The organism is Streptomyces sp. NPDC043738, from assembly GCF_056436545.1.
The window spans coordinates 421,504-440,901 of the sequence record NZ_JBWKCJ010000001.1 but is presented as its reverse complement, the minus strand read 5'-3'; the positions used below and the strand labels follow the sequence as shown (position 1 = coordinate 440,901).

The window sequence follows — 19,398 nt, the reverse complement described above, 5'->3', positions numbered from 1 at the left end:
GCCCGCTTCGTCTTACGGGTTCACCCCGACCCGGCTACGGTCCGCGCATGGCCCTCACCCTCCAGCAACTGCGTTATCTGGTCGCGGTCGCGGACTGCCGGTCCATCACCGCCGCGGCCGCCGCCGTCTATGTGGCCCAGCCCGCGCTCTCCCGCGCCGTCCAGGCCCTGGAACGCGACCTGGACGTGGCGCTGGTGACCCGTAAGGGCCGTGGCGTGGAGTTGACGTGCGAGGGGGCCCGGGTGGTGCGCCTGGCCCGTACGGTGCTGGCCGCCGTGGACGCGATCGAGGACATCGGCGCGGCGCACGGCGGGGGTGCCCGGGAGAAGCTGTGCGTCGTCGCCACCCCGACCCTGGCGATCGATCTCGCGGCCGAACTGCTGCCGGCCTTCACCGCGCGCCACCCGGGGGTGGACGTCCAGTTGATCCGGCGCAGCAGCCGCGAGGCGCTGGTCGAGTGCGTGACCGACGGCTCGGCGGAACTCGGCCTGGTGGACCTTCCGGTGGACCAGCAGTTGTCCTCGCACCATCTCCAGGAGCGCGAGGTGGTGCTGGTCTCGCCGTCCGGCTCCGGGCTGCCCGACCCGCTGCCGCTCCGGCGGCTGGACGGCCTGCCGATGGTCCTGCCGACCCGGGGCACCGGCCGGCGGACCGAGCTGGAGTCGATGTTCAGCCACCTGGGTGTGCGCCCGGTGGCGGCGCTGGAAGTGGACGAGCGGCTGGCGTGGGTGGCGAGTGTGCTCGGCGGGCACGGCTCGCTGGTCTGGTACCGCGACATGGCGTCACGCACCTTCGGCTCGCGCGCCGAGGTGCGTTCGTTCCGCCCCGCGCTGCTGCGCCCGGTCGGCATCGTGCACGCCCGCAGCCCGTTGAGCCGGCCGGCCCGCTCCTTCCTCGCGCAGGCCCGGCGCACGGCCCCGGTCCGCGAGCCGTCGCGCTGACGGACCGGCCGCCGCCCGCCATACCTGCCCGTTATCGCTCCCATGCCCAACGGGTGGCCGGGCGACCTTGGCGTGGTGACCGCCCGCCGCCACCTTGAACCCATGTCCCCCCTCTCCCAGCTCCCCTCCGTGCTCCTCGCGACCGCCGCGCTCACCGCCCCGCTCGTCGCGCACCCCCAGGCCACCGCCGCGCCCGAGCGTGCCTGCACGCTCCCCGCCGGGCTGCAGGAGCTCAGCGGTCTGGGCCGGAGCGTCAAGCACCCCGGTGTCCTCTACGCGGTCAACGACAGCGGCAACACCCCCCAGGTGTTCGCCGTCGACTGCTCCGGCGCGACGGGGCGGCTGCGGGCCACCTTCACGCTGAGCGGTACCGCCAACACCGACTGGGAGGCGCTGGCCGGCGGCCCCGACGATGGGGGTACCTCCCTGCTCTTTAAGAGCTTGGGGGAGGGCTGCCCTCATCCACGTCGGCGACATCGGCGACAACTTCGCCGGCCGCGCCGAGATCTCGGTGCACCGCTTCGCCGAGCCCGACACGCTGGCGGACGCGACGGTGTCACCGGTCACCTTCCGGTTCGCCTACGCCGACGGCAGACACGACGCCGAGTCGCTGCTGATCGACCCGACGTCCCGTCAGCTGTATGTGGTCAGCAAGGTGCTGGGCGCCAAGGGCCGGCTCTACAAGGCGCCGCTGCCGCCGCTGCCGGGCCGGGTCAACACCCTCACCCCGCTGCGCGACGGCCCGGCCTGGGCGACGGACGGCGCGTACGCCCCGAGCGGCCGGTCGTATGTGGTGCGCAGCGGCGGACCGTTCGGCCCGAACACCGGCTATGTCCGGGACCGGGACGGCAACCGGCTCGCCGAGGTGGCGCTGCCCGCCCAGCCGCAGGGCGAGGCGGTGACCTACGCCGACTGCACGACCCTGCTCGTGGGCTCGGAGAACGACCGCCAGATCTGGCGGGTACCGCTGCCGCCCGAGGCTACGCCGGGCTGCTGAGGCGTCAGTTTCCCTTCAGCGCCTCGGGGTTGGCGCAGTGCAGCAGCGGCTCGCCGCGCAGATGGCGGCCCACCTCCTCGGCGACGATCCGCGCGGCCTTGTGGGCGACCTGCTGGCTGCCGCCGGCGATGTGCGGGGTGAGCACCGCGCCGGGGGCGGTCAGCAGGCGGGAGCCGGCGGGCAGCGGTTCCTCGGGGAAGACGTCGAAGCCGGCGCCGGCCAGCTGTCCGGAGTCCAGGGCGTCGCAGACCGCGTCGTAGTCGAGCAGCGCGCCGCGGGCGCAGTTGACCAGGATCGAGCCGCGGGGCATCGCGGCGATCTGCGCGCGGCCGATCATGCCCGTGGTCTCCTCGGTGACCCGGGCGTGCAGCGAGACGATGCGGGAGCGGCCGAGCAGTTCGCCGAGCGGCACCTGCTCGGCGATACCGGCCAGGGCTTCGGGGCGCACGTACGGGTCGTGGACGAGGACGCGGGCACCCATGGCGGCGAGCACCTTGGCGACCCGGCTGCCGATGGCGCCGAAGCCGATCAGACCGACGGTGGCACCGTCGATCTCGATGCCGCAGTTGTCGTAGTCGTAGTAGTCGCCGCGCCACACGCCACGGCGCAGGTCGGTGTGGGTGTCGCCGACGCCGCGGGCCGCGGCCAGCATCAGGGTCAGGGTGTGCTCGGCGGTGGCGGTGGCGTTGCGGCCGGGGGCGTAGCAGACAGCGACGCCGTGGCGGGTGGCGGCTTCGAGGTTGGCGTTGACCGGGCCGCCGCGGCTGGTGCAGAACAGCTTCAGGTCGGGGCAGTTGGCAAGGATCCGCTCGGTGAGCGGACCGTGCTCGGTGACACAGATCTCGGCTCCCTGGAGGGCCTCGATCATCTCGTCCTCGCTGCCGGAGGCCTCGATGACCTCGGCGACCGGGCCGAAGGGGGTGTGCGGCCAGTCGAACCGGATCTCGCGGACGTCCAGCGGTGTGTCCCCGGCGGCCGCGCGCACGGCCTCGGTGAACAGGCTCGGGCGGATGAAGTGGTTGCCGGCGACGAGGACGGTGGTGCTCATGGGTCTGCTTCTCCTGGAGGGCGGTACGGGGCCGGTTGGGGGCGTACGGGCGGTCAGTGGAGCGCGGGGGCCTGGGCGAGGGCCGGTGCGTTGAGGCTCAGCAGCGCGGTCCGCCCTTGGTCGACGCGGAGCTCGGTGAGGGCGCCGTTGTCCAGCCGGGGGAAGACCCGGCGGTAGTGGGCGAGCGGGATGCCCAGCAGATGGCAGAGCAGGACCCGCACGAGGGTGGAGTGCGCGACCACAAGGACCCGGCCGTCGGGTTGTTCGCGGGCGATGTCGGCGAGGCAGTCGGCGGCGCGTTCGGCGGCGTGGCGGGGGTGCTCGCCGTCGGGCAGGTGGTGCTCGACGGGGTCGGTGAGGAAGGCCGCCAGCCGCTCCGGGAAGCGCCGGCTCATCTCTTCCCTGGTCAGGCCCTCGCCCCGGCCGAAGTCGACCTCGTAGAGCCGCTCGTCGATGCGCGGGGTCAGCCCGCAGGCCTCGGCGGCGGGTGCGGCGGTGAGCCGGGCCCGGGAGAGCGGGGAGCTCCAGACGGCGGTGAGCCGGGCGGTGGCGGCCCAGGTGGCGAGGGTGGCGGCCTGTGCGCGGCCGTGGTCGGTCAGGGGCACGTCGGTGCGGCCGGCGTAGCGGTTCTCCGCATGCCAGACGGTCTCGCCGTGGCGTACGAGGATGAAGTCGGTCACTGCGCTGCCCTCCTGCGGGCGTGGTCGGCCACGTCCTGGCCGAGCCAGCCGCGGCGGGTGAGTTCGTCAACGAAGCGGAGGTGGACGGGGGTGTAGCGGGCGGTGCGGGCGGGTCTGGGCGCGATCTCCCGGTCGATGCGGACCATGGCGGCGGCCGCCCGTTCAAGGCCCGCTCCCGAGGAGGTGGCGGCGAGGACGGCCATGCCGAGGGCGCCCTCGGCCTGCTGCGGCAGCCGCACGGGGCGGCCGAGGACATCGGCGCGCAGCTGGCACCAGTAGGCGTTGCGGGCGCCGCCGCCGGTGAGGGTGAGCGGCCCGTCGATGGGCGCGCCGAGGTGGTCGAGGTAGTCGAAGCAGAGCCGTTCGAGGCAGGCGACGCCGAGGAGCCAGGCGTGGAACTCGGCGGCGCGGGTGGGCACTTCCCCCAGGACGAAGGGTTCGGCGTCGGGGGCGCGGAAGGGGAAGCGTTCGCCGCCGGTGGAGACCAGCGGGTAGCCGACCGCGTCCGGGTCCAGGGCCGCGGCCCGCGCGGTGAGGGCGTCCAGGTCGGCGCCGTGGAAGTGCCGGGAGAGGACTCCGGCTCCGCTGCTGGAGGCGCCGCCCGGGAGCCAGGTCCCGCCGGGTCCGCGGTGGCAGTAGACGACGCCCGCCGGGTCGCGGACCAGATGGGGGCTGGTGCCCTTGAGGACCAGGGTGGTGCCGAGCACCGAGTTCCAGGCGCCCGGGGCGAGGGCTCCGGCGCCGATCTGCGCGGCGCAGCCGTCGGTCATCCCGGCGACGACGGTGGTCCCCTCGGGGATGCCGGTGGCCGCGGCGGCGTCGGCGCATACGGTGCCGAGCACGCTTCCGGGGCGCACCACGTCGGGCAGCATCCCTTCGGGTACGCCGAGTTGGGCCATCACCTCCCGCGGCCAGCGCTCCTCGACGAGGTGGTAGCCGGTCTTGAGGGCGTGGCTGGCGTCGCTGGGCACCTGGCGCCCCGTCAGCCGCCAGGTGACCAGGTCGACCTGGTGCAGCAGCCGGGTCCCGGTCCGCAGGGCGGGGGCGCTCTCCAGCAGGGCGACGAGCTTGGGCAGCGCCCAGGACGGCTGCATGCTGCGGTAGCCGAGCTCCTGCCAGACCGCCGCGCCGGCCGCGTTGACGGCCGTGGCCTGCTCGGCGGCGCGCCCGTCGTCGTACATCAGGCCCGGGGTGAGCGGGGTGCCCTGGGCGTCGGCGAGCAGGATCGTCCCGGAGGTGCCGTCGAGGGCCAGCCCGCGGATCCGGCGGGTGTCGACGCCCGCCAGGGCCTCCCGGCAGGCGGCGGCCAGTGCGTGCCACCACTCCTCGGGGTCCTGCTCGTGGCGGTTGCCCCGGCGCCGGCTGGTCAGCGGGCGGGCGGCGGTGGCCAGGAGCTGGCCGGTGCCGTCGACGGCGACGCAGCGTGCGCTCTGGGTGCCCAGGTCGAGGCCGAGCCAGATGCCGTCGAGGGCCTCGGGCGGGCCGCCGGGGTGGTGCGGATCAGACAAGGGTGCCTCCAGGGGCGGTGCCGGTGGTGTCCACGGGGTGGCCGGTGGCTTCGGCCGGGCGGCCGGGCGCTGCCGGGCCGCCGCGCCAGGTCGCCCGGCCGCGCCAGCCCGCCTCCCGGGCGAGCCCGCGCCAGCCGAGGAAGTCCTCGTACAGCGCGGCGTAGAACTCCGCGCGCTGCGGCTCCGGCTCCCAGCTCCGCTGCATCCGGACGTATTTGGCGGCGGCGCTGTGCATGCTGGTCTCGGCGCCGGTGCGGACCAGGCCGGTGAGGAAGGCGCCCTTGGCGCCGAGTTCGGTGTCTGAGGAGCGCGCGGTGGGTACGCCCGTCGCATCGGCGATCAGCGCGCACCAGGCGTCGCTGTTGGCGCCGCCGCCGCACAGCCGCAGCTCGTCGACGTCCGTGCGGGCGGCGGCCAGTGAGTCGCGCAGCACCAGCGAGAGCCCGTCGAAGACGGCGCGCGCCAGGTCGGCGGGCCGGTGCTCCAGGGACAGGCCCCAGAAGGAGCCGCGGGCCCCCGGATCGAGGAACGGGGCGCGCTCGCCGGCCGGGGAGAGGTAGGGCAGGAACATCAGCCCCCGGGCGCCGGGCTCCGACTCGAAGGCCAGCTGCGCCAGCTCCGGCGGGCCCGGCAGATGCAGCAGCCGCGCCGCCCAGCCGAGCACCTCGGCGCCGTTGAGGGTGGGGAAGGCGCGCAGCACCCGCTCGCGGCCGCGGTAGGCGATGTGGATGCCGGACGGCTCGCCGCTGGTGTCGATCTCCGTACGGACGATCTCGGTGCACAGGGTGGTGCCGAGGATGCTGCAGGCCTGGCCGGGGTTGACGACGCCGACGCCGCGGGCGGTGGAGGCGATGTCGTAGGGCGCCATCACGACCGGGAGCCCTGCGGGCAGCCCCAGTTCGGCCGCGGCGGCGGTGGTGATCTCGGCGATCCGCTGCGACTCCCCCAGGACGGTGGGCAGCAGCCGTTCGTACGCGCCGAGGCCGAACAGGTCGAGGATGTAGGGGTCGTACGCGCCGGTGGCGTGGTCGAGGAAGGGGGCCGAGGCGTCGGATTCGTCGGTGGCGCGGACGCCGGTGAAGCGCAGGAAGAGCCAGCCGGCGGCGGTCAGTGAGGTGGCGGAGCGGGCCAGCCGGTCCGGGTCGTGGGCGGCGAGCCAGCTGAAGAGGGCGTTGGGCATCCCGGCGCAGGTCAGCGAGCCGTTGCGGCGGAAGGCCGCCTCCAGGACGCCGCCCTGCTGCCAGGCGCCGAGCTGCTCCCCGGCGCGGCCGTCGGACCACAGGATGGCCGGTCCGGTGGGGCGGCCGCGGTCGTCGACGAGCCAGGCGCCGTCGCCCTGGGCGGTGAAGGACACCAGCCAGACCGGGTCGGTCAGGCCGTCCAGCACCGTGCGGACGGTGTGGACGACGGCGTCCCAGACGGCGTCCATGTCCTGTTCCGCCCAGCCGGGGTGCGGGCGCAGGACCTCGGTGGCCCGGCGGGCGACGGCGATCTCGGTGCCCTGGTCGTCGAAGACGACGGACTTGATCACCGTGGTGCCCACGTCGATGGTGAGTACGGACATCAGTGGGGTCCTTTCACGCCGGCGCCGAGGCGGCGGCGGGCGCGGTGTCCGCGGCGCCGGTCGTGTCCTTGGCGTCCGGCTCCGGCAGCGTCAGGAAGTGGGCGAGCACGGTGCTCACCGCGTACATCCCGGCGAAGATCCAGACCACCCCTTCGACGCCGAGCGTCCCGACGAACGCCGCGACGACGGCGGGGCCGACGAAGGTGCTGGCTCCCGCGCCCAGGTTGAGCGCGGCCAGCGCCTGCCCCTGGTGCTTGGGCTCCAAAGTGGGCACCAGCGCCGAAAGCGGTACATAACCTGCCAGCGTAGCGCCGTAGAACGCGGCGACCAGGAGGGCGAGCGGGAAGTTGGCGCCGGCCGCGTGCGGGACGTAGAAGAGCAGCAGGGTGCTGATCGTGCAGCCGGCGCCGCCGAACCAGGCGATGGTGCGGCGCCAGCCGAAGCGGTCGCCGAGCATGCCAAACAGCAGGTTGGCGAAGATGTTGGTGGCGAACATCGCGCTGAGCAGATGCAGCCACTCGGTGAGGGTGAAGCCGACCGTCTTGGTGAAGTGGATCGGCATGATCACGAAGAAGCCGAACTGCGAGGCGGTGTTGATGACCCGGACGAGCGAGCCGACCCCGACCCGGGGGTTGCGCCACAGGATCGTGACGCTGCCGACCAGCGTGGCCACCGGCCCCTCGGCCTCGGCACGCGGCCGCTTGCCGCCGTGCTCGTCGCGGACCAGCAGCAGGGCGATCAGCCCGCCCGCGGCCACCAGCACCAGCGCGGCCCACAGCGTGGCGTACGCGCCGATCCGCGGGATCAGGCCGCTGGCGACCAGCGAGCCCAGGGTGGGCAGCCCGCCGGTGAAGGCGAACCAGAACCAGCCCATGGCCGTACCGAGCCGGGCCCGCGGTGCCACGCCGGCGATCCAGACCAGGAAGCCGTAGGCGAACAGCGGATAGCCCAGGCCCCGCAGTCCGTAGCTGACCATCATCAGCGGATAGCTGGTCAGGGGGATCGCGGCGGTCAGGAACAGGACCTGGAAGACGCCCCAGATGCCCAGACCGGCCCACATCACGCGGCGCGGGCCCCACAGGTCGGACAGCACTCCGGACAGCCAGGCGGCGATGCCGGCGGCGATCCCGTAGACGGTGAAGAGCAGCGCGACCCGGGATTCGGAGAGGTGCTGGTCGATGAGGTACGGCGAGAGGTAGCCGGACTCGACCCCGTCTCCGATCATGAACAGCAGGAGCCCGAGGTATCCCCAGGCGAGGGTCGGCGGAATGCCCAGGCGGGTGATCAGCGAACGCGGCGGAGAGTTCGTCATCGAATCTCCCTTTCTGCGGCGGCGTGGCAGGGGGGCAAGGGGGGTGGACGGAGCGATGGAACAGCCGCGCAGAATCGGGCGTCAATGGCCCGTGGAATCTTCGCATCAAGGCCGCGACCAGCCGTGTTGCGTCCTATTGGAACCGCATGTGGACACCGCTGCCGCGGCGGGTGCAGTGTTAAATCCGTGCGAACATAACGCGGCGAATTCACGCGGAGGCGAGGGGAGAGCAGCGCGATGGACCGGGTCGAGGCCCAGGAGGAGCGGCGCCGTCGCATGCGCGAGACCGTCATCTCCCGCGGATTCGTGCGCACCGCGGACCTCGCCGAGGAGTTCGGCATCAGCCTGATGACCGCGCACCGCGATCTGGACGCCCTTCAGGCGCAGGGCTGGCTGCGCAAGGTGCGCGGCGGGGCGACCGGGCTGCCCTCGGCGCAGTTCCACGGCAGCGTCGCGGAGCGGATGGCCACCATGGCGCAGACCAAGCAGCAGCTGGCGCGGGCCGCCGCGACGCTGCTGGTCTCCGGGCAGACCGTGCTGCTGGACGACAGCACGACCTGTCTGCTGCTGGCCCACCAGGCCGCCGAGCACACCCCGCTGACCGTGATCACCAACTCCCTGCCGGCCATCACCACGCTCGCCAGGGAGCCCGGTATCTCGCTGATCACGCTGGGCGGGGCGTACTTCCCGGCGTATGACGCGTTCATGGGCCCGCACACCGCGGAGGCCGTCCGGGCGTTTCGCGCCGATGTGCTGTTCATGTCCACCACGGCCGTCACCAACGGCCGCTGCTACCACACCTCGCCGGAGACCGTGCAGGTCAAGCGGGCCATGATGGAGAGCGCGGGGCGCCGCATCCTGGTCGCGGACCACACCAAGTTCACCAAGGGCGGCCTGTACGCGCTCGCCCCGCTGACCGACTTCGAGCTGCTGATCGTCGACGACGGCCTGCCGGCCGAGCAGGTCCGCGGCGTACGGGCGGCCGGCACCGAGGTGATGGTGGTGCCGGCCAGGCCGTGACGCCGGGGCTCTTAGGGGGTCGGTCCCTCAGACGAAGGCGCTCTGCCCCGTGATCGCCTTGCCCACGATGAGGGTGTTCATCTCGCGGGTGCCCTCGAAGGAGTAGATGGCCTCGGCGTCGGCGAAGAAGCGGGCGACGTCGTAGTCGAGCACGATGCCGTTGCCGCCGAAGATCTCCCTGCTCCAGGCCACCACCTCGCGCATCCTGCTGGTGACGAACGCCTTGGCCAGCGAGGAGTGTTCGTCGCGGAAGACGCCGGCGTCCTGCAGGCGGGCCAGCTGGACGAGCATTCCCCAGGAGGCGGTGATGTTTCCCAGGCTCTTGACGAGGAGGTCCTGCACCATCTGGAAGCGGGCGATCGGCCGGCCGAACTGCCGGCGCTCGCGGGCGTAGTCGAGCGCGAGTTCATAGGCGCCGATCATCACGCCGAGGGCCTGCCAGGCGACGCCGCTGCGGGTGGCCCGCAGGATCTCCGCGACGTCCCGGAAGGAGTCGACCCGCTGGAGCCGGTCGGCCTCCGGGACGCGGACGTCGGTGAGGGTGATGTCCGCGTTCTCGACGATGCGGAAGGCGGTCTTGTTCTCGATCTTGGTGGCCGAGAAGCCGGGTGTGCCCTTCTCCACCACGAAGCCCTTGACGTGGTCGTCGGCCTCGTCGCGGGCCCAGACGACGACCAGGTCGGCGAAGGTGCCGTTGCCGATCCACCGCTTGGCGCCGTTGAGGACCCAGTGGTCGCCCTCGCGCCGCGCGGTGGTGCGCATCCCGCCGGCCACATCGGAGCCGCCGAGCGGCTCGGTCATGGCGAAGGCGCCGATCTTGTCCAGGGCGGCCATCGCGGGCAGCCAGCGGCGGCGCTGCTCCTCGTCGCCGCCGCGGTAGATGCTGTACATGGCCAGTCCGTTGTGGACGCCGAAGAAGGTCGCGGACGAGGCGTCGGTGCGGGTGTACTCCGTCGTGAGCATCCCGACCAGCAGATGGCTGCCGGCGGGCAGCGGATCGCCGTACCCCTCGTACGCGACGCCGGCGAGCCCGAGTCCACGGAATTTGTCGATCAGCTCGCGGGGGAACTCGCCCTTCGCCCAGGCGTCGTTGACCAGTGGCTTGACCTCGTTGCGCATGAAGTCGCGGGCCCGGAGCAGCAGTTCGCGCTCGTTGTCGGACAGCAGGTCCTGGTAGCCGTAGAAGTCGGCGGTGAGCTGGTCGGTCATGACCGGGTCTCCTCGTTCGGTGCGGTGGTGGTGTCGGTGTCGTTCAGGGCGGCGAGGACGGCGAGCTGCTTGTCGTCGCGCTCCTGGGTGAGTTCGTCGTACGGGCGCGCGCCGTAGGCGTCCTCGACGGCCGCGATGAGCCGTTCGGTCTGGGCGGGGCTCTGCTCGGGGCGGCCGAGAGAGTCCCACATCTGCCGCATCGAGGGGCCGATGTGCTCGGCCATGTGCCGGTAGCCGCCGGGGCCGCCGCCCAGGTGGGCGCCGAGGAAGGGGCCCACCGTCGACCAGCGCAGACCGAGCGAGTTCACCATGATCGTGTCGAGTTCGGACGGGGTGACCACGCCCTGCTCCACCAGGTGGATCGCCTCGCGGCTGAGCGCGTTCTGCAGCCGGTTGCCGACGAAGCCGGGGAGTTCCTTGCGCTCCACGACCGGGACCCGGCCGACCGAGCGGTAGAAGGCGACCGCACGGCCCACGGCGTCCTGGGAGGTGCGCGCGCCGGGCACCACCTCCACCAGCGGCACGAGGTGCGGCGGGTTGAACGGATGGCCGATCAGGATCCGGCCGGCGTCGTCGAGCCCACCGGTGAAGGAGCTCGACGGGATGGCGGACGAGGAGCTGAGCAGGAGTGCGTGCGAGGGCGCCTCCCGGACCAGGGCGGCGAAGAGTTCACGCTTGAAGACGGTGTTCTCGGGGCCGTTCTCCTGGACGACGTCGGCGTGGCGGACCGCGTCGGTGACGCCGTCGGCCAGCTGGACCCGGTCGGCGAGGCCCCGGACGTCGAGGCCCTGCCGGGCCAGTTGCGGGGCGGCCTGCGCCAGCGCGGCGTCCACGGCTTCGGCCAGGTCGGGGCGCGGGTCGCTGACCCGTACCGACAGGCCGTGGGCGGCGAACAGGACGGTCCAGGAGAGCCCGATGGTCCCGGCTCCGATGACCGCCGCGGTGGTGGGTGGCTTGCTCATGACGGATGCTTCTTTCGGTGCGTTCACTGTGGTTTCGGTGTGGCGATTGCCAGGTGCGGTGCCTTCGCCGCGACTTCGGTGCGGTGGTGGCGATGTCGGTGCCGGTCCCGGCCGTGCGGCGTCAGCGCGCGAGGTAGTCGTGCACGGGCCGGACCGGAGCCAGGGTGAGGTCGGTCAGCACATGACTGGCCGAGACGATCTCGCGCACCGGCAGATCGGCCAGCGGAGCCAGGACGTGCGCGAACAGCTGCAGCCGGGCGGGCCCGCTCCAGGCGCCCTTCACCACCACGTCGCTGATCTCGGTGCGGACCAGCTGGGCCACCTGCGCGGTGCCGTCGTACCCCGGCACCAGCTTGAGCATGAAGGTCGGCACGGTGATCTGCGCGGCCGCCTCTTCGGGGTCCAGTGCGTGGTGCTTGTAGCCCATCGTCGCGGTCGCCACCCGGACGGTGCCGTGGTCCAGGACGCCGACGAGCGCGCCGTGGTCGACATACAGGGCGGGCGATCCGGCGACCTTCGGGTAGGCACTGGCCTCCCGTCCGGACGCGGTGGCCGGGAAGTTGTCCAGGTACATGGCGTGCAGATACTCGCCACGCTCGCCGTTGTACCGGACCGGGATCGCCTGACCGGCTTCGGTGTACGGCCCGTATCCGGTGACGTCGCCCATCCGCATCACCTCGAAGCGGACCAGCGGCTCGTCGATCTCCAGCGGCTCGGGCACCACCGCGCGCAGTGCGTCGAGGTCGGTGCGGTAGACGATGTTGAGGTACTCGCGATCGGTGAAGCGCGGGACGACGGGCGGATACGCCGGGTTCATCAGGGGTGTGGCGAGGTGGTGGGCGATGTCGTGCTGCTGCATGGCGGATGGCCTCTTCTCCTGCGTGTCCTTCGGGTGCGTGCCTACTTGCCCTGCCACACGGGGGCGCGGCGTTCGACGAAGGCGGCCATGCCCTCGCGGACGTCGGCCGACGCGGCGAGCGCGGCCGTCTCCCGGCGCTGGGCGGCGAAGGCGGCCGGTTCGGGGGTGCCGTCGGCGGTACGGACGATCCGCTTCACGGCGGCGAGGGCCAGCGGGGCGTTGTCCGCGAGTTGTGCGGCCAGCTCCAGTGCCACCGCCGCGGCCTGCCCGGCCGGTACCACCCGGTTGGCGATGCCGAGCCGGCCGGCCCGCTCACCGGAGACCGGCTCGCCGGTCAGCAGCAGCTCCATGGCCAGGTGGTACGGAATCCGCCGGGGCAGCCGGACGGCTCCGCCGCCGGCCGCGAGGAGCCCCCGCTTGACCTCCGGCAGGCCGAACCGGGCGTCGTCCGCGGCCACGATCAGGTCGCAGGCCAGGGCCAGTTCGAAGCCGCCGCCCATGGCCCAGCCCTCGACGGCGGCGATCAGCGGCTTGCTCGTCGCGGCCTCGGTCAGCCCGCCGAAGCCGCGGCCCGGGATCTCGGGCGACTCGCCCGCCAGCGCGGCCTTGAGGTCCATACCAGCGCTGAAGGTGCCCTGCGCGCCGGTGAGAACCCCGGCCCGCAGCGCCGGGTCGCCCTCCAACTCGTCGATGGCGTCGGCGAGTTGCGAGGCCAGTGCGGCGTCGACCGCGTTGCGGGCGTGCGGCCGGTCGAGGGTGATGAGCAGAGCGGTACCGATCCGCTCGGTGCGTACGACGGGGGTGGGGCCGGCTGCGGTGGCGTCAGATGTGCTGGGCATGACCCGGGTCCTTTGCGATCGGGGTGCGGTACGGCACGGGTGGATGAAGGCCGAAGGCCGCGCGGAACAAGGGGTGTTGAGGCGGGTGGTCAGCGGCGCCGGGGCACGGCGAGCTCGTCGAGGACCTCGTCGGTGTGCTGACCGGGCAGCGGGGCGAGCCGCCGGACCGAGCCCGGGGTGGCGGAGAAGCGCACGGGGATGCCGACGGACCGGATGGGGCCCTCGCTGGGGTGCTCGACCAGGTCGAGGAGGTGGCCGTCGCGTACGTACGGGTCGTCGGCGGCGCGGTCCAGTTCGAGCACCGGCGCCATGGGGATGCTGTGCTTGGCGCAGACCTCCTCCCACTCCTGGGTGGTCAGCGTCGGCGCGCACTGGGCCACCAGTTCCATGAGCGGGTCGACGTCGGCGTCGTCGATGGCGGTGCCGGCCACCCGCGGGTCCCCGGCGAGATCGCCGCGACCGGCGGCCGCGAAGAAGTCACGGAAGTTCTGGGCGTGGTACGGCACGATGCAGGCCAGCCCGTCGGCGGTGGGCACGGCCCGGTGGCCGCGCTTCATCGACAGCGGGAACCCGGTGGAGCCGACCGGCGGCTCGTAGACGTGGCCCGCCAGGTGCTCGACGAGGTTGAAGGCGATCAGCGTGTCCGTCATGGGGATCTCGATGTGCTGGCCCCGGCCCGTACGGTCGCGGTGCACCAGCGCGGCGAGCACCGAGTAGACGATGGTCAGCGCGGCGACCTTGTCACCGATGATCGTCGGCAGGTAGACCGGCCGGCCGAGCGCCCGCTGGGCCACGTCCACCAGTCCGGAGGAGGCCTGCACGGTCTCGTCGTACGCGGCGTGGCCGGCACGGTCGGAGTCGCTGCGGAAGCCCTGGGCGTGGGCGTAGACCAGGCCGGGGCTGGCCTCGGCGAGGTCCGCGTGGGTCAGGCCGAGCCGGGCCAGGGCGCCGGGACGCATATTGGTGATCAGTACGTCGGCGGTGCCGATGAGCGCGAGGGCGCGCTCGCGGTCGGCGTCGTCCTTGAGGTTCAGCGAGACGCTGCGCTTGTTGCGGTTGACGTTGAGGTTGAGCGGCGTCATCCCGGGGGTGGTGCGGTACCGGCCCGCCCTTACGGTGTCGGACGGCGACTCGATCTTGATGACGTCGGCGCCGAGGTCTCCCATGATCTGGGCGGCGTAGGGCCCCATCACCACCGTGGACAGATCGATCACCCGTATGCCGTCCAGCGGGCCGGCGGCACTCTCGTTCGTGGCGTCCATGGTCACTCCTGCGGAAGGCGACTGAAGTAGATGTACTGCGAATGTTTCCGCCTTCGACATTAGACGCGACGTCGTCGAATGAGAACGATCAAGAAGCGAAGAAGGGTATGACCACAGCGGTCACACCACAGGGGTCATACCCTGCCGAAAAGAGTGCGAGAAAGGCGCAGAGAATTCAGCGGAAAGCAGCCGACAGCGGCGGGATATCAGGCGGAAAGCCGTTCCGCGAAGATGCCTCGCGCCTCGGTGACCAGCTCTTCCAGGTCCCCGCCGGGCTCCGCCCGGTCCTTGCGGAAGAGCAGTCCGGTGGTCAGTTCGGCCGGGAAATCCACCACCGGCAGCACGGTCACATTGTCCAGCCGGTAGAGATGCATCGGGCTTTCCGAGGAGAGCATCGTCAGGGAGAAGGCGATACCGCCGGAGACCAGTTCGGAGGTGCCCGCATAATCCGAGCTGTTGATGCGGATCCGCTTCCGCACACCCGCGGAATTCAGCCGGGCGTCGATCTCGTCGAAGTACGCGGGCATCGCCTCGGGCGCGGTCGCCACATACGGCAGCTCCCGAAGATCGTCCAGGGTGACCGACTCCCGGCCCGCGAACCGGTCGGCGGGGACCGCCGCGCCCAGCCGTTCCCGCATGACCTCGATGATGCCGAGCGCGGGATCGGAGACCGGCAGCCGGGCCAGTGCCAGCGCCAGCCGGCCGTCATGGACCGCTTCGGCGAGGCCGTTGGACCGGCCGGGCCAGCGCTTGAGCTCGTACGTCGTACGGCAGGCCGCCTCCAGCTCCCGCACCCGGGACCGCAGCGCGGGGTGGATTCCCGAAGGCATCCCGATGAGCAGGGTGGCCCGCTGCGGCCGGACGGCCTCCCGCAGCCGCCACGGAATGGAGTTGACGCGTTCCAGCACATCGCGGGCCAACGGCAGCAGCGCGGCACCGGCCGGCGTCAACGCGACGTGGTGGGTGCTGCGCTCGAAGAGCGGCTGTCCCAGCTCGCGCTCCAGGTCCTTGACGCGCTGGCTGAGCGGAGAGGCCGCCATGTGCAACTTGCGTGCCGCCTGGGAGAAATTCAGCTCTTCGGCAACCGCCACGAAGTAGCGCAGGTGCAGCATGTCCACACGGCCACACTACCCGTCAGTCTTGGGCGAGGCCGAGCGCTGCGGGGTCCTGTGCCAGCTCGCGGAAGAGCGCCCGCGGGTCCGTGAGCAGCGTGCGCTCGGTGAGGTCCAGCAGGCCGCCCACGGCGCTCAGCTCGGCGGCCACCGTCCCGTCCGTCTTGCGGACGGTCTGCTCCACCCGGAACGTCCGGCCCTCACCCCAGACGAACGCGCAGCTCACCTCGACCTCGTCGCCGGCGCGCAGCTCCCGCCGATAGCGGATGGTGGTCTCGATGGTCACCGGGCCGACGCGCCGGTCCACCAGGTCGCTCTGCCGGATGCCGCTCGCCTGCAGCAGCGACCAGCGGGCGTGCTCGGCGTACTGCAGATAGACGCTCTGGTTGAGATGACCCTGAGAGTCCGTCTCATAGCCACGGACGGTGACGGGGACGGCGAACGCCGCGCACGGCTCCGCCGGGCCCTTCCCGGCCGTGCGCTCCGCTCCGGCGACCGCGCCCCCGCCGATTGTGCTCTCCGCCGCATCCACCGCTTCTGCCACGATCTCTCCCCGTTCCCCATGAGGCCCATGGGCCACTTGCCTCACATCGTAGGCGCCACCGGTGCGCGGCTCAGCTCCTCCCAGCCGATGGTGCGGTCGCACCAGCGCTCCAGGAGCGTACGGTCATGGCCGACCGCGAGCAGACCGGCGCCGCTCTCCCGGCGGTAGGCCTCGACGACGGCCACCAGGGCGGCGGTTGTCGAGGCGTCGAGCATCGCGGTCATCTCGTCGCAGATCAGCCAGCGGGGCCGCAGCACCAGCGCGCGGGCCAGGCAGGCGCGCTGCAACTGCCCGTCGCTGACCTGGTGCGGACGGCGCGCGAGCAGCTCCTGGCTCAGGCCCACGGCGGGTGCCAGCTCGGCGATCCGGTCCGGGACACGGGCGCGCCGCCCGGTGGCCCGCAGCGGTTCGGCGATCAGGTCGGCCAGGCTCAGGCGCGGGTCGGCGGAGAGCCGGGGCTGCTGGAAGAGCACGCCGTAGGCAGTGCGCTGGGCGCGGGGTGCGCGATGGCGCCAGCCCGCGGCGGGCGTGCCGTCCAGGACGACGGTGCCGGAGTCGGGCCGGTGCAGCAGTGCGGCGACCCGTGCGAGCGTCGATTTGCCGCAGCCGCTGGGGCCGAGGAGTCCCACCGCCTCACCGGGGGCGACGGCCAGCGAGACACCGCGTACGACGGGTGCCCGCCGGTCGTATCCGGCGGTGATGTCACGCAGTTCGAGCATCGCCCGCCTCCCTCTGTGCCGCCACCGGGTGGTGGCAGGCGACGCCGTCGCGCGGTGCGGGCACCGTCTCGCAGGCCGCGGTGGCCCGCCCGCAGCGGGCGGCGAAGGCACAGCCCGGCGGGAGATCACCCAGCTCCGGCGGCATACCGGGGATGGGCAGGAAGGCCCGGCCGGGGAGCGCGTCGAGCAGCCCGCGGGCGTAGGGGTGCCGGGGGCCCGGTCGGCCGAAGAACCCTTGTGCATCGGCGAGTTCGACGATCCGGCCGGCGTACATCACGGCGACCCGGTCGGCGATCCGCTCGGCCGCCGCCAGGTCGTGAGTGATCATCAGCAGGGCGCGGCCCGCGCGGGCCTGTGTGCGCAGCTCGTCGACGGTGCGGTCCACCAGGTCCCGGTCCAGCCCGGTCGTCGGCTCGTCGGCGAGCAGCAGCGGTGCGTCGCCGACCAGCGCGAGCGCGGTGGCCGCGCGCTGCGCCAGTCCGCCGGAGAGCTGGTGCGGGAAGCGGTCGAGGTGGTCGAGGGGGAAGGCGGCGCGCGCGGCGGCGCGCTCCGCCGCCGCCCTCAGGTCGCGCCTGGCCGTACCGGTCAACTCCCGTACGGTCTCCTCCAGTTGGGCGCGCACACTCCGTACGGGCGTCAGATGCGCGGCCGGGCTCTGCGGTACCAGCCCGATCCGCCGCCCGCGGATCGCACCGGCGAGTTCCCGCTCGGACGCGGTCATCAGCTCGGTGCCGCCCAGCCGCGCCGAACCGGCCGTCCGCGCGTTGCCGGGCAGCAGCCCGAGCAGCGCCGAGGCCAGCACGGACTTGCCGCAGCCGCTCTCGCCGACCAGTGCCAGGCACTCCCCCGCGGCGAGGTCGAAGGCGGCATCGCTGACGGCGTCGACGTGGCGGCCGCCGGGCATCCGGAAGCGCACGGACAGTCCCCGTACGGACAGCACGGGGGGTTCGGCTGGTGCGGGTGCGCTCACAGCATCAGCTCCGATCGGCGCCGGGGGTTGATCCGCTCCCGCCAGACGCCGGCCAGGCCGGCGAGGGCGAGGGTGGGGACGATGATGAACAGGCCGGGGAAGAGGGTCGGCCACCAGTCCCCGGCCAGCAGGGAGCCGCGGGCGGTGTCGACCATGCTGCCCAGGCTCGCTTCGTGGGCGGGCAGCCCCAGGCCCAGGAACGACAGCGCGGACTCGTGCCAGATGGCGTGCGGGATCATCAGCACGGCGGCGAGCCCGGCCTGCGGCAGCACCCCGGGCAGCAGATGACGCACCGCCACCCGGGCGCGCGAGGCGCCGCCGGCGAGGGCGGCGTCGACGTACGGGCGGGAGCGCAGCGAGAGCACCTCGGCGCGCACGATCCGCGCGGTCGACAGCCAGTGCGTCAGGGCGACGGAGACGACCACCGGCCACATGCCGGGCCGGAACATCGCCACGATGAAGACGCCGAGCAGCAGGTGCGGCACGGAGGAGAACAGGTCCACCACCCGCATCACGGCGCGGTCGGTCCAGCCGCCGAGCGCCCCGGCCAGCGCGCCGACCGCGGTGCCGATGACGGTGGCGGCCAGCGCCGCGACCACCCCGACCAGCAGCGAGACGCGCAGGCCGTACACGCAGCGCAGCAGCAGGTCGCGGCCGACCTCGTCGGTGCCGAAGGGATGCGCCCAGGACGGCGCCCGGAGTTTGGCGGACAGCTCGACGGCCTGCTCGTCCAGGGGGACGAGCGGCGGGACGAGCAGCACCGCCAGGACGATCAGCGCGACCAGGGCGGCACAGACCCGGACCCGCAGGGTGCGGAGGGCGCGGGCGCCGGAGCGCCGGGTGCGCGCGGCGTGCCAGGCGGTGCCGTCCGCGGCGGACGCCTCGGTGAGCTCAGCCATCGAAGCCCACCCTCGGGTCGGCGAGCCCGTACAGCAGGTCGGACAGCAGGTTGCCGAGCAGCACCGCGACGGTGGCCAGCACCGTGAGGGCCGCCAGCAGCGGGAAGTCGACGCTGGTGGCGGCGTCCACGGTGGCGGAGGCGATGCCCGGCCAGCTGAAGACGGACTCCACCAGCAGGGCGCCGGTGATCAGTTCGGGCACTCGGGAGCCGATCAGGGTCAGCACCGGGAGCAGTCCGGAGCGCAGGGCGTGGTGCAGCAGTACGGTGCGCTCGCTCAGTCCGCGCGCCCGCGCGCCGCGCACCGGGTCCTCCTCCAGGGCGTCACCGACCCCTTGGCGTACGTAGAGCACGAACCAGGGGAGCTGGGAGACGCCGAGGACGAGGGCGGGCAGCACGACATGGCTCGCGATCTGCCCGGCGGTGGCGACCTGGCTGCCGGTGTCGGTCAGGCCGCCGGCCGGCAGCACGCCGAACTTGAGCGCGAAGACCCAGACGGCCAGCAGTCCGAGCCAGAACGGCGGGGCCGCCTCCAGCGCGTAGGCGACGGAGGTGACGGCCCGGTCCACCGGCGAGCCGCGGCGCCGGGCCGCGAGCACGCCCAGCACCGTGCCCAGCACGACGGCGAGGGCGAAGGCCAGTGCGCACAGCAGCACCGACCAGCCGATGCGCTCGCCGATGACCTGGGAGACCGGGGCGCGCAGCGTCGCGGAGTCGCCGAGGTCGCCGGTGAGCGCGCCGGTCAGCCAGTGCCACCAGCGGGCGGGCAGCGGCTGGTCGACGCCGAGGTTGTGCCGGATCTGGTCCAGGTTCTGCTGCGAGGCGGTCAGTCCCGCCGTGCCCGCGTACGCCTTGACGGGGTCAAATGGCGAGGCCGCCGCGATCGCGAACACCCCGAAGGTGACGGCGAGGAGGACGGGGACGGCGAACAGTGCGCGCCGTCCCGTCATCCGT

General features: G+C 73.0%; 19 protein-coding genes. 3 read left to right on the top strand and 16 right to left on the bottom strand.

Features of this window, described 5'->3' with window-relative positions; translation table 11 throughout:
* Positions 1-47 precede the first annotated feature (47 nt).
* Together AC0680_RS01965 and AC0680_RS01960 are read left to right on the top strand one after the other, a co-directional pair.
* Positions 48-941 (top strand): LysR family transcriptional regulator, encoded by an 894-nt coding sequence (locus tag AC0680_RS01965; protein WP_478624107.1) that lies wholly within the window; start codon positions 48-50, stop codon positions 939-941.
* Between the two features lie 412 nt (positions 942-1,353).
* Positions 1,354-1,938, top strand: coding sequence for a hypothetical protein (locus AC0680_RS01960; RefSeq protein WP_478624106.1), 585 nt, complete (start codon positions 1,354-1,356; stop codon positions 1,936-1,938).
* Positions 1,939-1,942: 4 nt separating this feature from the next.
* Here AC0680_RS01960 and AC0680_RS01955 read toward each other — a convergent pair whose 3' ends face one another.
* The 5 genes from AC0680_RS01955 to AC0680_RS01935 are packed head-to-tail and all read right to left on the bottom strand — an operon-like array spanning position 1,943 to position 8,050.
* On the bottom strand, positions 1,943-2,986 hold the full coding sequence (locus AC0680_RS01955) for a 2-hydroxyacid dehydrogenase (RefSeq protein WP_478624105.1): 1,044 nt from the start codon (positions 2,984-2,986) through the stop codon (positions 1,943-1,945).
* 53 nt (positions 2,987-3,039) lie between these two features.
* Positions 3,040-3,666, bottom strand: a complete 627-nt coding sequence (locus AC0680_RS01950) for a histidine phosphatase family protein (RefSeq protein ID WP_478624103.1) — start codon at positions 3,664-3,666, stop codon at positions 3,040-3,042.
* Entirely contained in the window at positions 3,663-5,174 is a 1,512-nt protein-coding gene (locus tag AC0680_RS01945) for an FGGY-family carbohydrate kinase (RefSeq protein ID WP_478624101.1), read from the bottom strand. Before AC0680_RS01945 ends, AC0680_RS01950 begins: the two co-directional genes overlap by 4 nt.
* Positions 5,167-6,738, bottom strand: a complete 1,572-nt coding sequence (locus tag AC0680_RS01940; RefSeq protein WP_478624100.1) for an FGGY family carbohydrate kinase — start codon at positions 6,736-6,738, stop codon at positions 5,167-5,169. The genes AC0680_RS01945 and AC0680_RS01940 overlap by 8 nt, the downstream gene beginning before the upstream one ends.
* A 13-nt stretch (positions 6,739-6,751) precedes the next feature.
* Complete coding sequence (locus AC0680_RS01935) at positions 6,752-8,050, bottom strand: MFS transporter (protein WP_478624098.1); 1,299 nt, start codon at positions 8,048-8,050, stop codon at positions 6,752-6,754.
* A gap of 237 nt (positions 8,051-8,287) precedes the next feature.
* On the opposite strand from AC0680_RS01935, the gene AC0680_RS01930 reads away from it, so the two are divergent.
* Positions 8,288-9,070: a DeoR/GlpR family DNA-binding transcription regulator gene (locus tag AC0680_RS01930; protein WP_478624096.1), complete on the top strand. Its 783-nt coding sequence runs from the start codon at positions 8,288-8,290 to the stop codon at positions 9,068-9,070.
* Between the two features lie 27 nt (positions 9,071-9,097).
* Here the strand turns inward: AC0680_RS01930 and AC0680_RS01925 are convergent, their stop codons facing one another.
* The 11 genes from AC0680_RS01925 to AC0680_RS01875 all read right to left on the bottom strand — a co-directional run bounded on the left by AC0680_RS01925 (position 9,098) and on the right by AC0680_RS01875 (position 19,394).
* Positions 9,098-10,279 carry an acyl-CoA dehydrogenase family protein gene (locus AC0680_RS01925; protein WP_478624095.1) on the bottom strand — a complete coding sequence of 394 codons (1,182 nt, stop codon included), beginning with the start codon at positions 10,277-10,279 and terminating at the stop codon, positions 9,098-9,100.
* The gene (locus AC0680_RS01920; RefSeq protein WP_478624094.1) at positions 10,276-11,241 is read right to left on the bottom strand and encodes a 3-hydroxyacyl-CoA dehydrogenase NAD-binding domain-containing protein; all 966 of its coding nucleotides are present in this window, start codon (positions 11,239-11,241) and stop codon (positions 10,276-10,278) included. Before AC0680_RS01920 ends, AC0680_RS01925 begins: the two co-directional genes overlap by 4 nt.
* 121 nt (positions 11,242-11,362) lie before the next feature.
* Complete coding sequence (locus tag AC0680_RS01915; protein WP_478624092.1) at positions 11,363-12,100, bottom strand: acetoacetate decarboxylase; 738 nt, start codon at positions 12,098-12,100, stop codon at positions 11,363-11,365.
* Between the two features lie 41 nt (positions 12,101-12,141).
* Complete coding sequence (locus AC0680_RS01910; RefSeq protein WP_478624090.1) at positions 12,142-12,939, bottom strand: crotonase/enoyl-CoA hydratase family protein; 798 nt, start codon at positions 12,937-12,939, stop codon at positions 12,142-12,144.
* Positions 12,940-13,028: 89 nt separating this feature from the next.
* A complete protein-coding gene (locus AC0680_RS01905; RefSeq protein WP_478624089.1) occupies positions 13,029-14,201 on the bottom strand; it encodes a CaiB/BaiF CoA transferase family protein in 1,173 nt (390 codons plus the stop codon).
* Between the two features lie 206 nt (positions 14,202-14,407).
* The gene (locus AC0680_RS01900; protein WP_478624470.1) at positions 14,408-15,313 is read right to left on the bottom strand and encodes a LysR family transcriptional regulator; all 906 of its coding nucleotides are present in this window, start codon (positions 15,311-15,313) and stop codon (positions 14,408-14,410) included.
* A 22-nt stretch (positions 15,314-15,335) separates the two neighbouring features.
* Positions 15,336-15,824, bottom strand: a complete 489-nt coding sequence (locus tag AC0680_RS01895; RefSeq protein WP_478624469.1) for an acyl-CoA thioesterase — start codon at positions 15,822-15,824, stop codon at positions 15,336-15,338.
* A gap of 74 nt (positions 15,825-15,898) precedes the next feature.
* Positions 15,899-16,576 carry an ABC transporter ATP-binding protein gene (locus AC0680_RS01890; RefSeq protein WP_478624088.1) on the bottom strand — a complete coding sequence of 226 codons (678 nt, stop codon included), beginning with the start codon at positions 16,574-16,576 and terminating at the stop codon, positions 15,899-15,901.
* On the bottom strand, positions 16,560-17,480 hold the full coding sequence (locus tag AC0680_RS01885) for an ABC transporter ATP-binding protein (protein ID WP_478624468.1): 921 nt from the start codon (positions 17,478-17,480) through the stop codon (positions 16,560-16,562). The genes AC0680_RS01890 and AC0680_RS01885 overlap by 17 nt, the downstream gene beginning before the upstream one ends.
* 62 nt (positions 17,481-17,542) lie before the next feature.
* Entirely contained in the window at positions 17,543-18,445 is a 903-nt protein-coding gene (locus AC0680_RS01880; protein ID WP_478624087.1) for an ABC transporter permease, read from the bottom strand.
* Positions 18,438-19,394 carry an ABC transporter permease gene (locus tag AC0680_RS01875; RefSeq protein WP_478624467.1) on the bottom strand — a complete coding sequence of 319 codons (957 nt, stop codon included), beginning with the start codon at positions 19,392-19,394 and terminating at the stop codon, positions 18,438-18,440. The genes AC0680_RS01880 and AC0680_RS01875 overlap by 8 nt, the downstream gene beginning before the upstream one ends.
* Between the last annotated feature and the right edge of the window lie 4 nt (positions 19,395-19,398).

Bases quoted from the DNA above. Each gene is read 5' to 3' on its own strand.
- AC0680_RS01925 (WP_478624095.1), bottom strand. From the start codon at position 10,279: ATGACCGACCAGCTCACCGCCGACTTCTACGGCTACCAGGACCTGCTG.
- AC0680_RS01890 (WP_478624088.1), bottom strand. From the start codon at position 16,576: ATGCTCGAACTGCGTGACATCACCGCCGGATACGACCGGCGGGCACCC.
- AC0680_RS01900 (WP_478624470.1), bottom strand. From the start codon at position 15,313: ATGCTGCACCTGCGCTACTTCGTGGCGGTTGCCGAAGAGCTGAATTTC.
- AC0680_RS01910 (WP_478624090.1), bottom strand. From the start codon at position 12,939: ATGCCCAGCACATCTGACGCCACCGCAGCCGGCCCCACCCCCGTCGTA.
- AC0680_RS01875 (WP_478624467.1), bottom strand. From the start codon at position 19,394: ATGACGGGACGGCGCGCACTGTTCGCCGTCCCCGTCCTCCTCGCCGTC.
- AC0680_RS01885 (WP_478624468.1), bottom strand. From the start codon at position 17,480: ATGCCCGGCGGCCGCCACGTCGACGCCGTCAGCGATGCCGCCTTCGAC.
- AC0680_RS01960 (WP_478624106.1), top strand. From the start codon at position 1,354: ATGGGGGTACCTCCCTGCTCTTTAAGAGCTTGGGGGAGGGCTGCCCTC.
- AC0680_RS01915 (WP_478624092.1), bottom strand. From the start codon at position 12,100: ATGCAGCAGCACGACATCGCCCACCACCTCGCCACACCCCTGATGAAC.
- AC0680_RS01940 (WP_478624100.1), bottom strand. From the start codon at position 6,738: ATGTCCGTACTCACCATCGACGTGGGCACCACGGTGATCAAGTCCGTC.
- AC0680_RS01935 (WP_478624098.1), bottom strand. From the start codon at position 8,050: ATGACGAACTCTCCGCCGCGTTCGCTGATCACCCGCCTGGGCATTCCG.
- AC0680_RS01920 (WP_478624094.1), bottom strand. From the start codon at position 11,241: ATGAGCAAGCCACCCACCACCGCGGCGGTCATCGGAGCCGGGACCATC.
- AC0680_RS01965 (WP_478624107.1), top strand. From the start codon at position 48: ATGGCCCTCACCCTCCAGCAACTGCGTTATCTGGTCGCGGTCGCGGAC.
- AC0680_RS01880 (WP_478624087.1), bottom strand. From the start codon at position 18,445: ATGGCTGAGCTCACCGAGGCGTCCGCCGCGGACGGCACCGCCTGGCAC.
- AC0680_RS01955 (WP_478624105.1), bottom strand. From the start codon at position 2,986: ATGAGCACCACCGTCCTCGTCGCCGGCAACCACTTCATCCGCCCGAGC.
- AC0680_RS01930 (WP_478624096.1), top strand. From the start codon at position 8,288: ATGGACCGGGTCGAGGCCCAGGAGGAGCGGCGCCGTCGCATGCGCGAG.
- AC0680_RS01905 (WP_478624089.1), bottom strand. From the start codon at position 14,201: ATGGACGCCACGAACGAGAGTGCCGCCGGCCCGCTGGACGGCATACGG.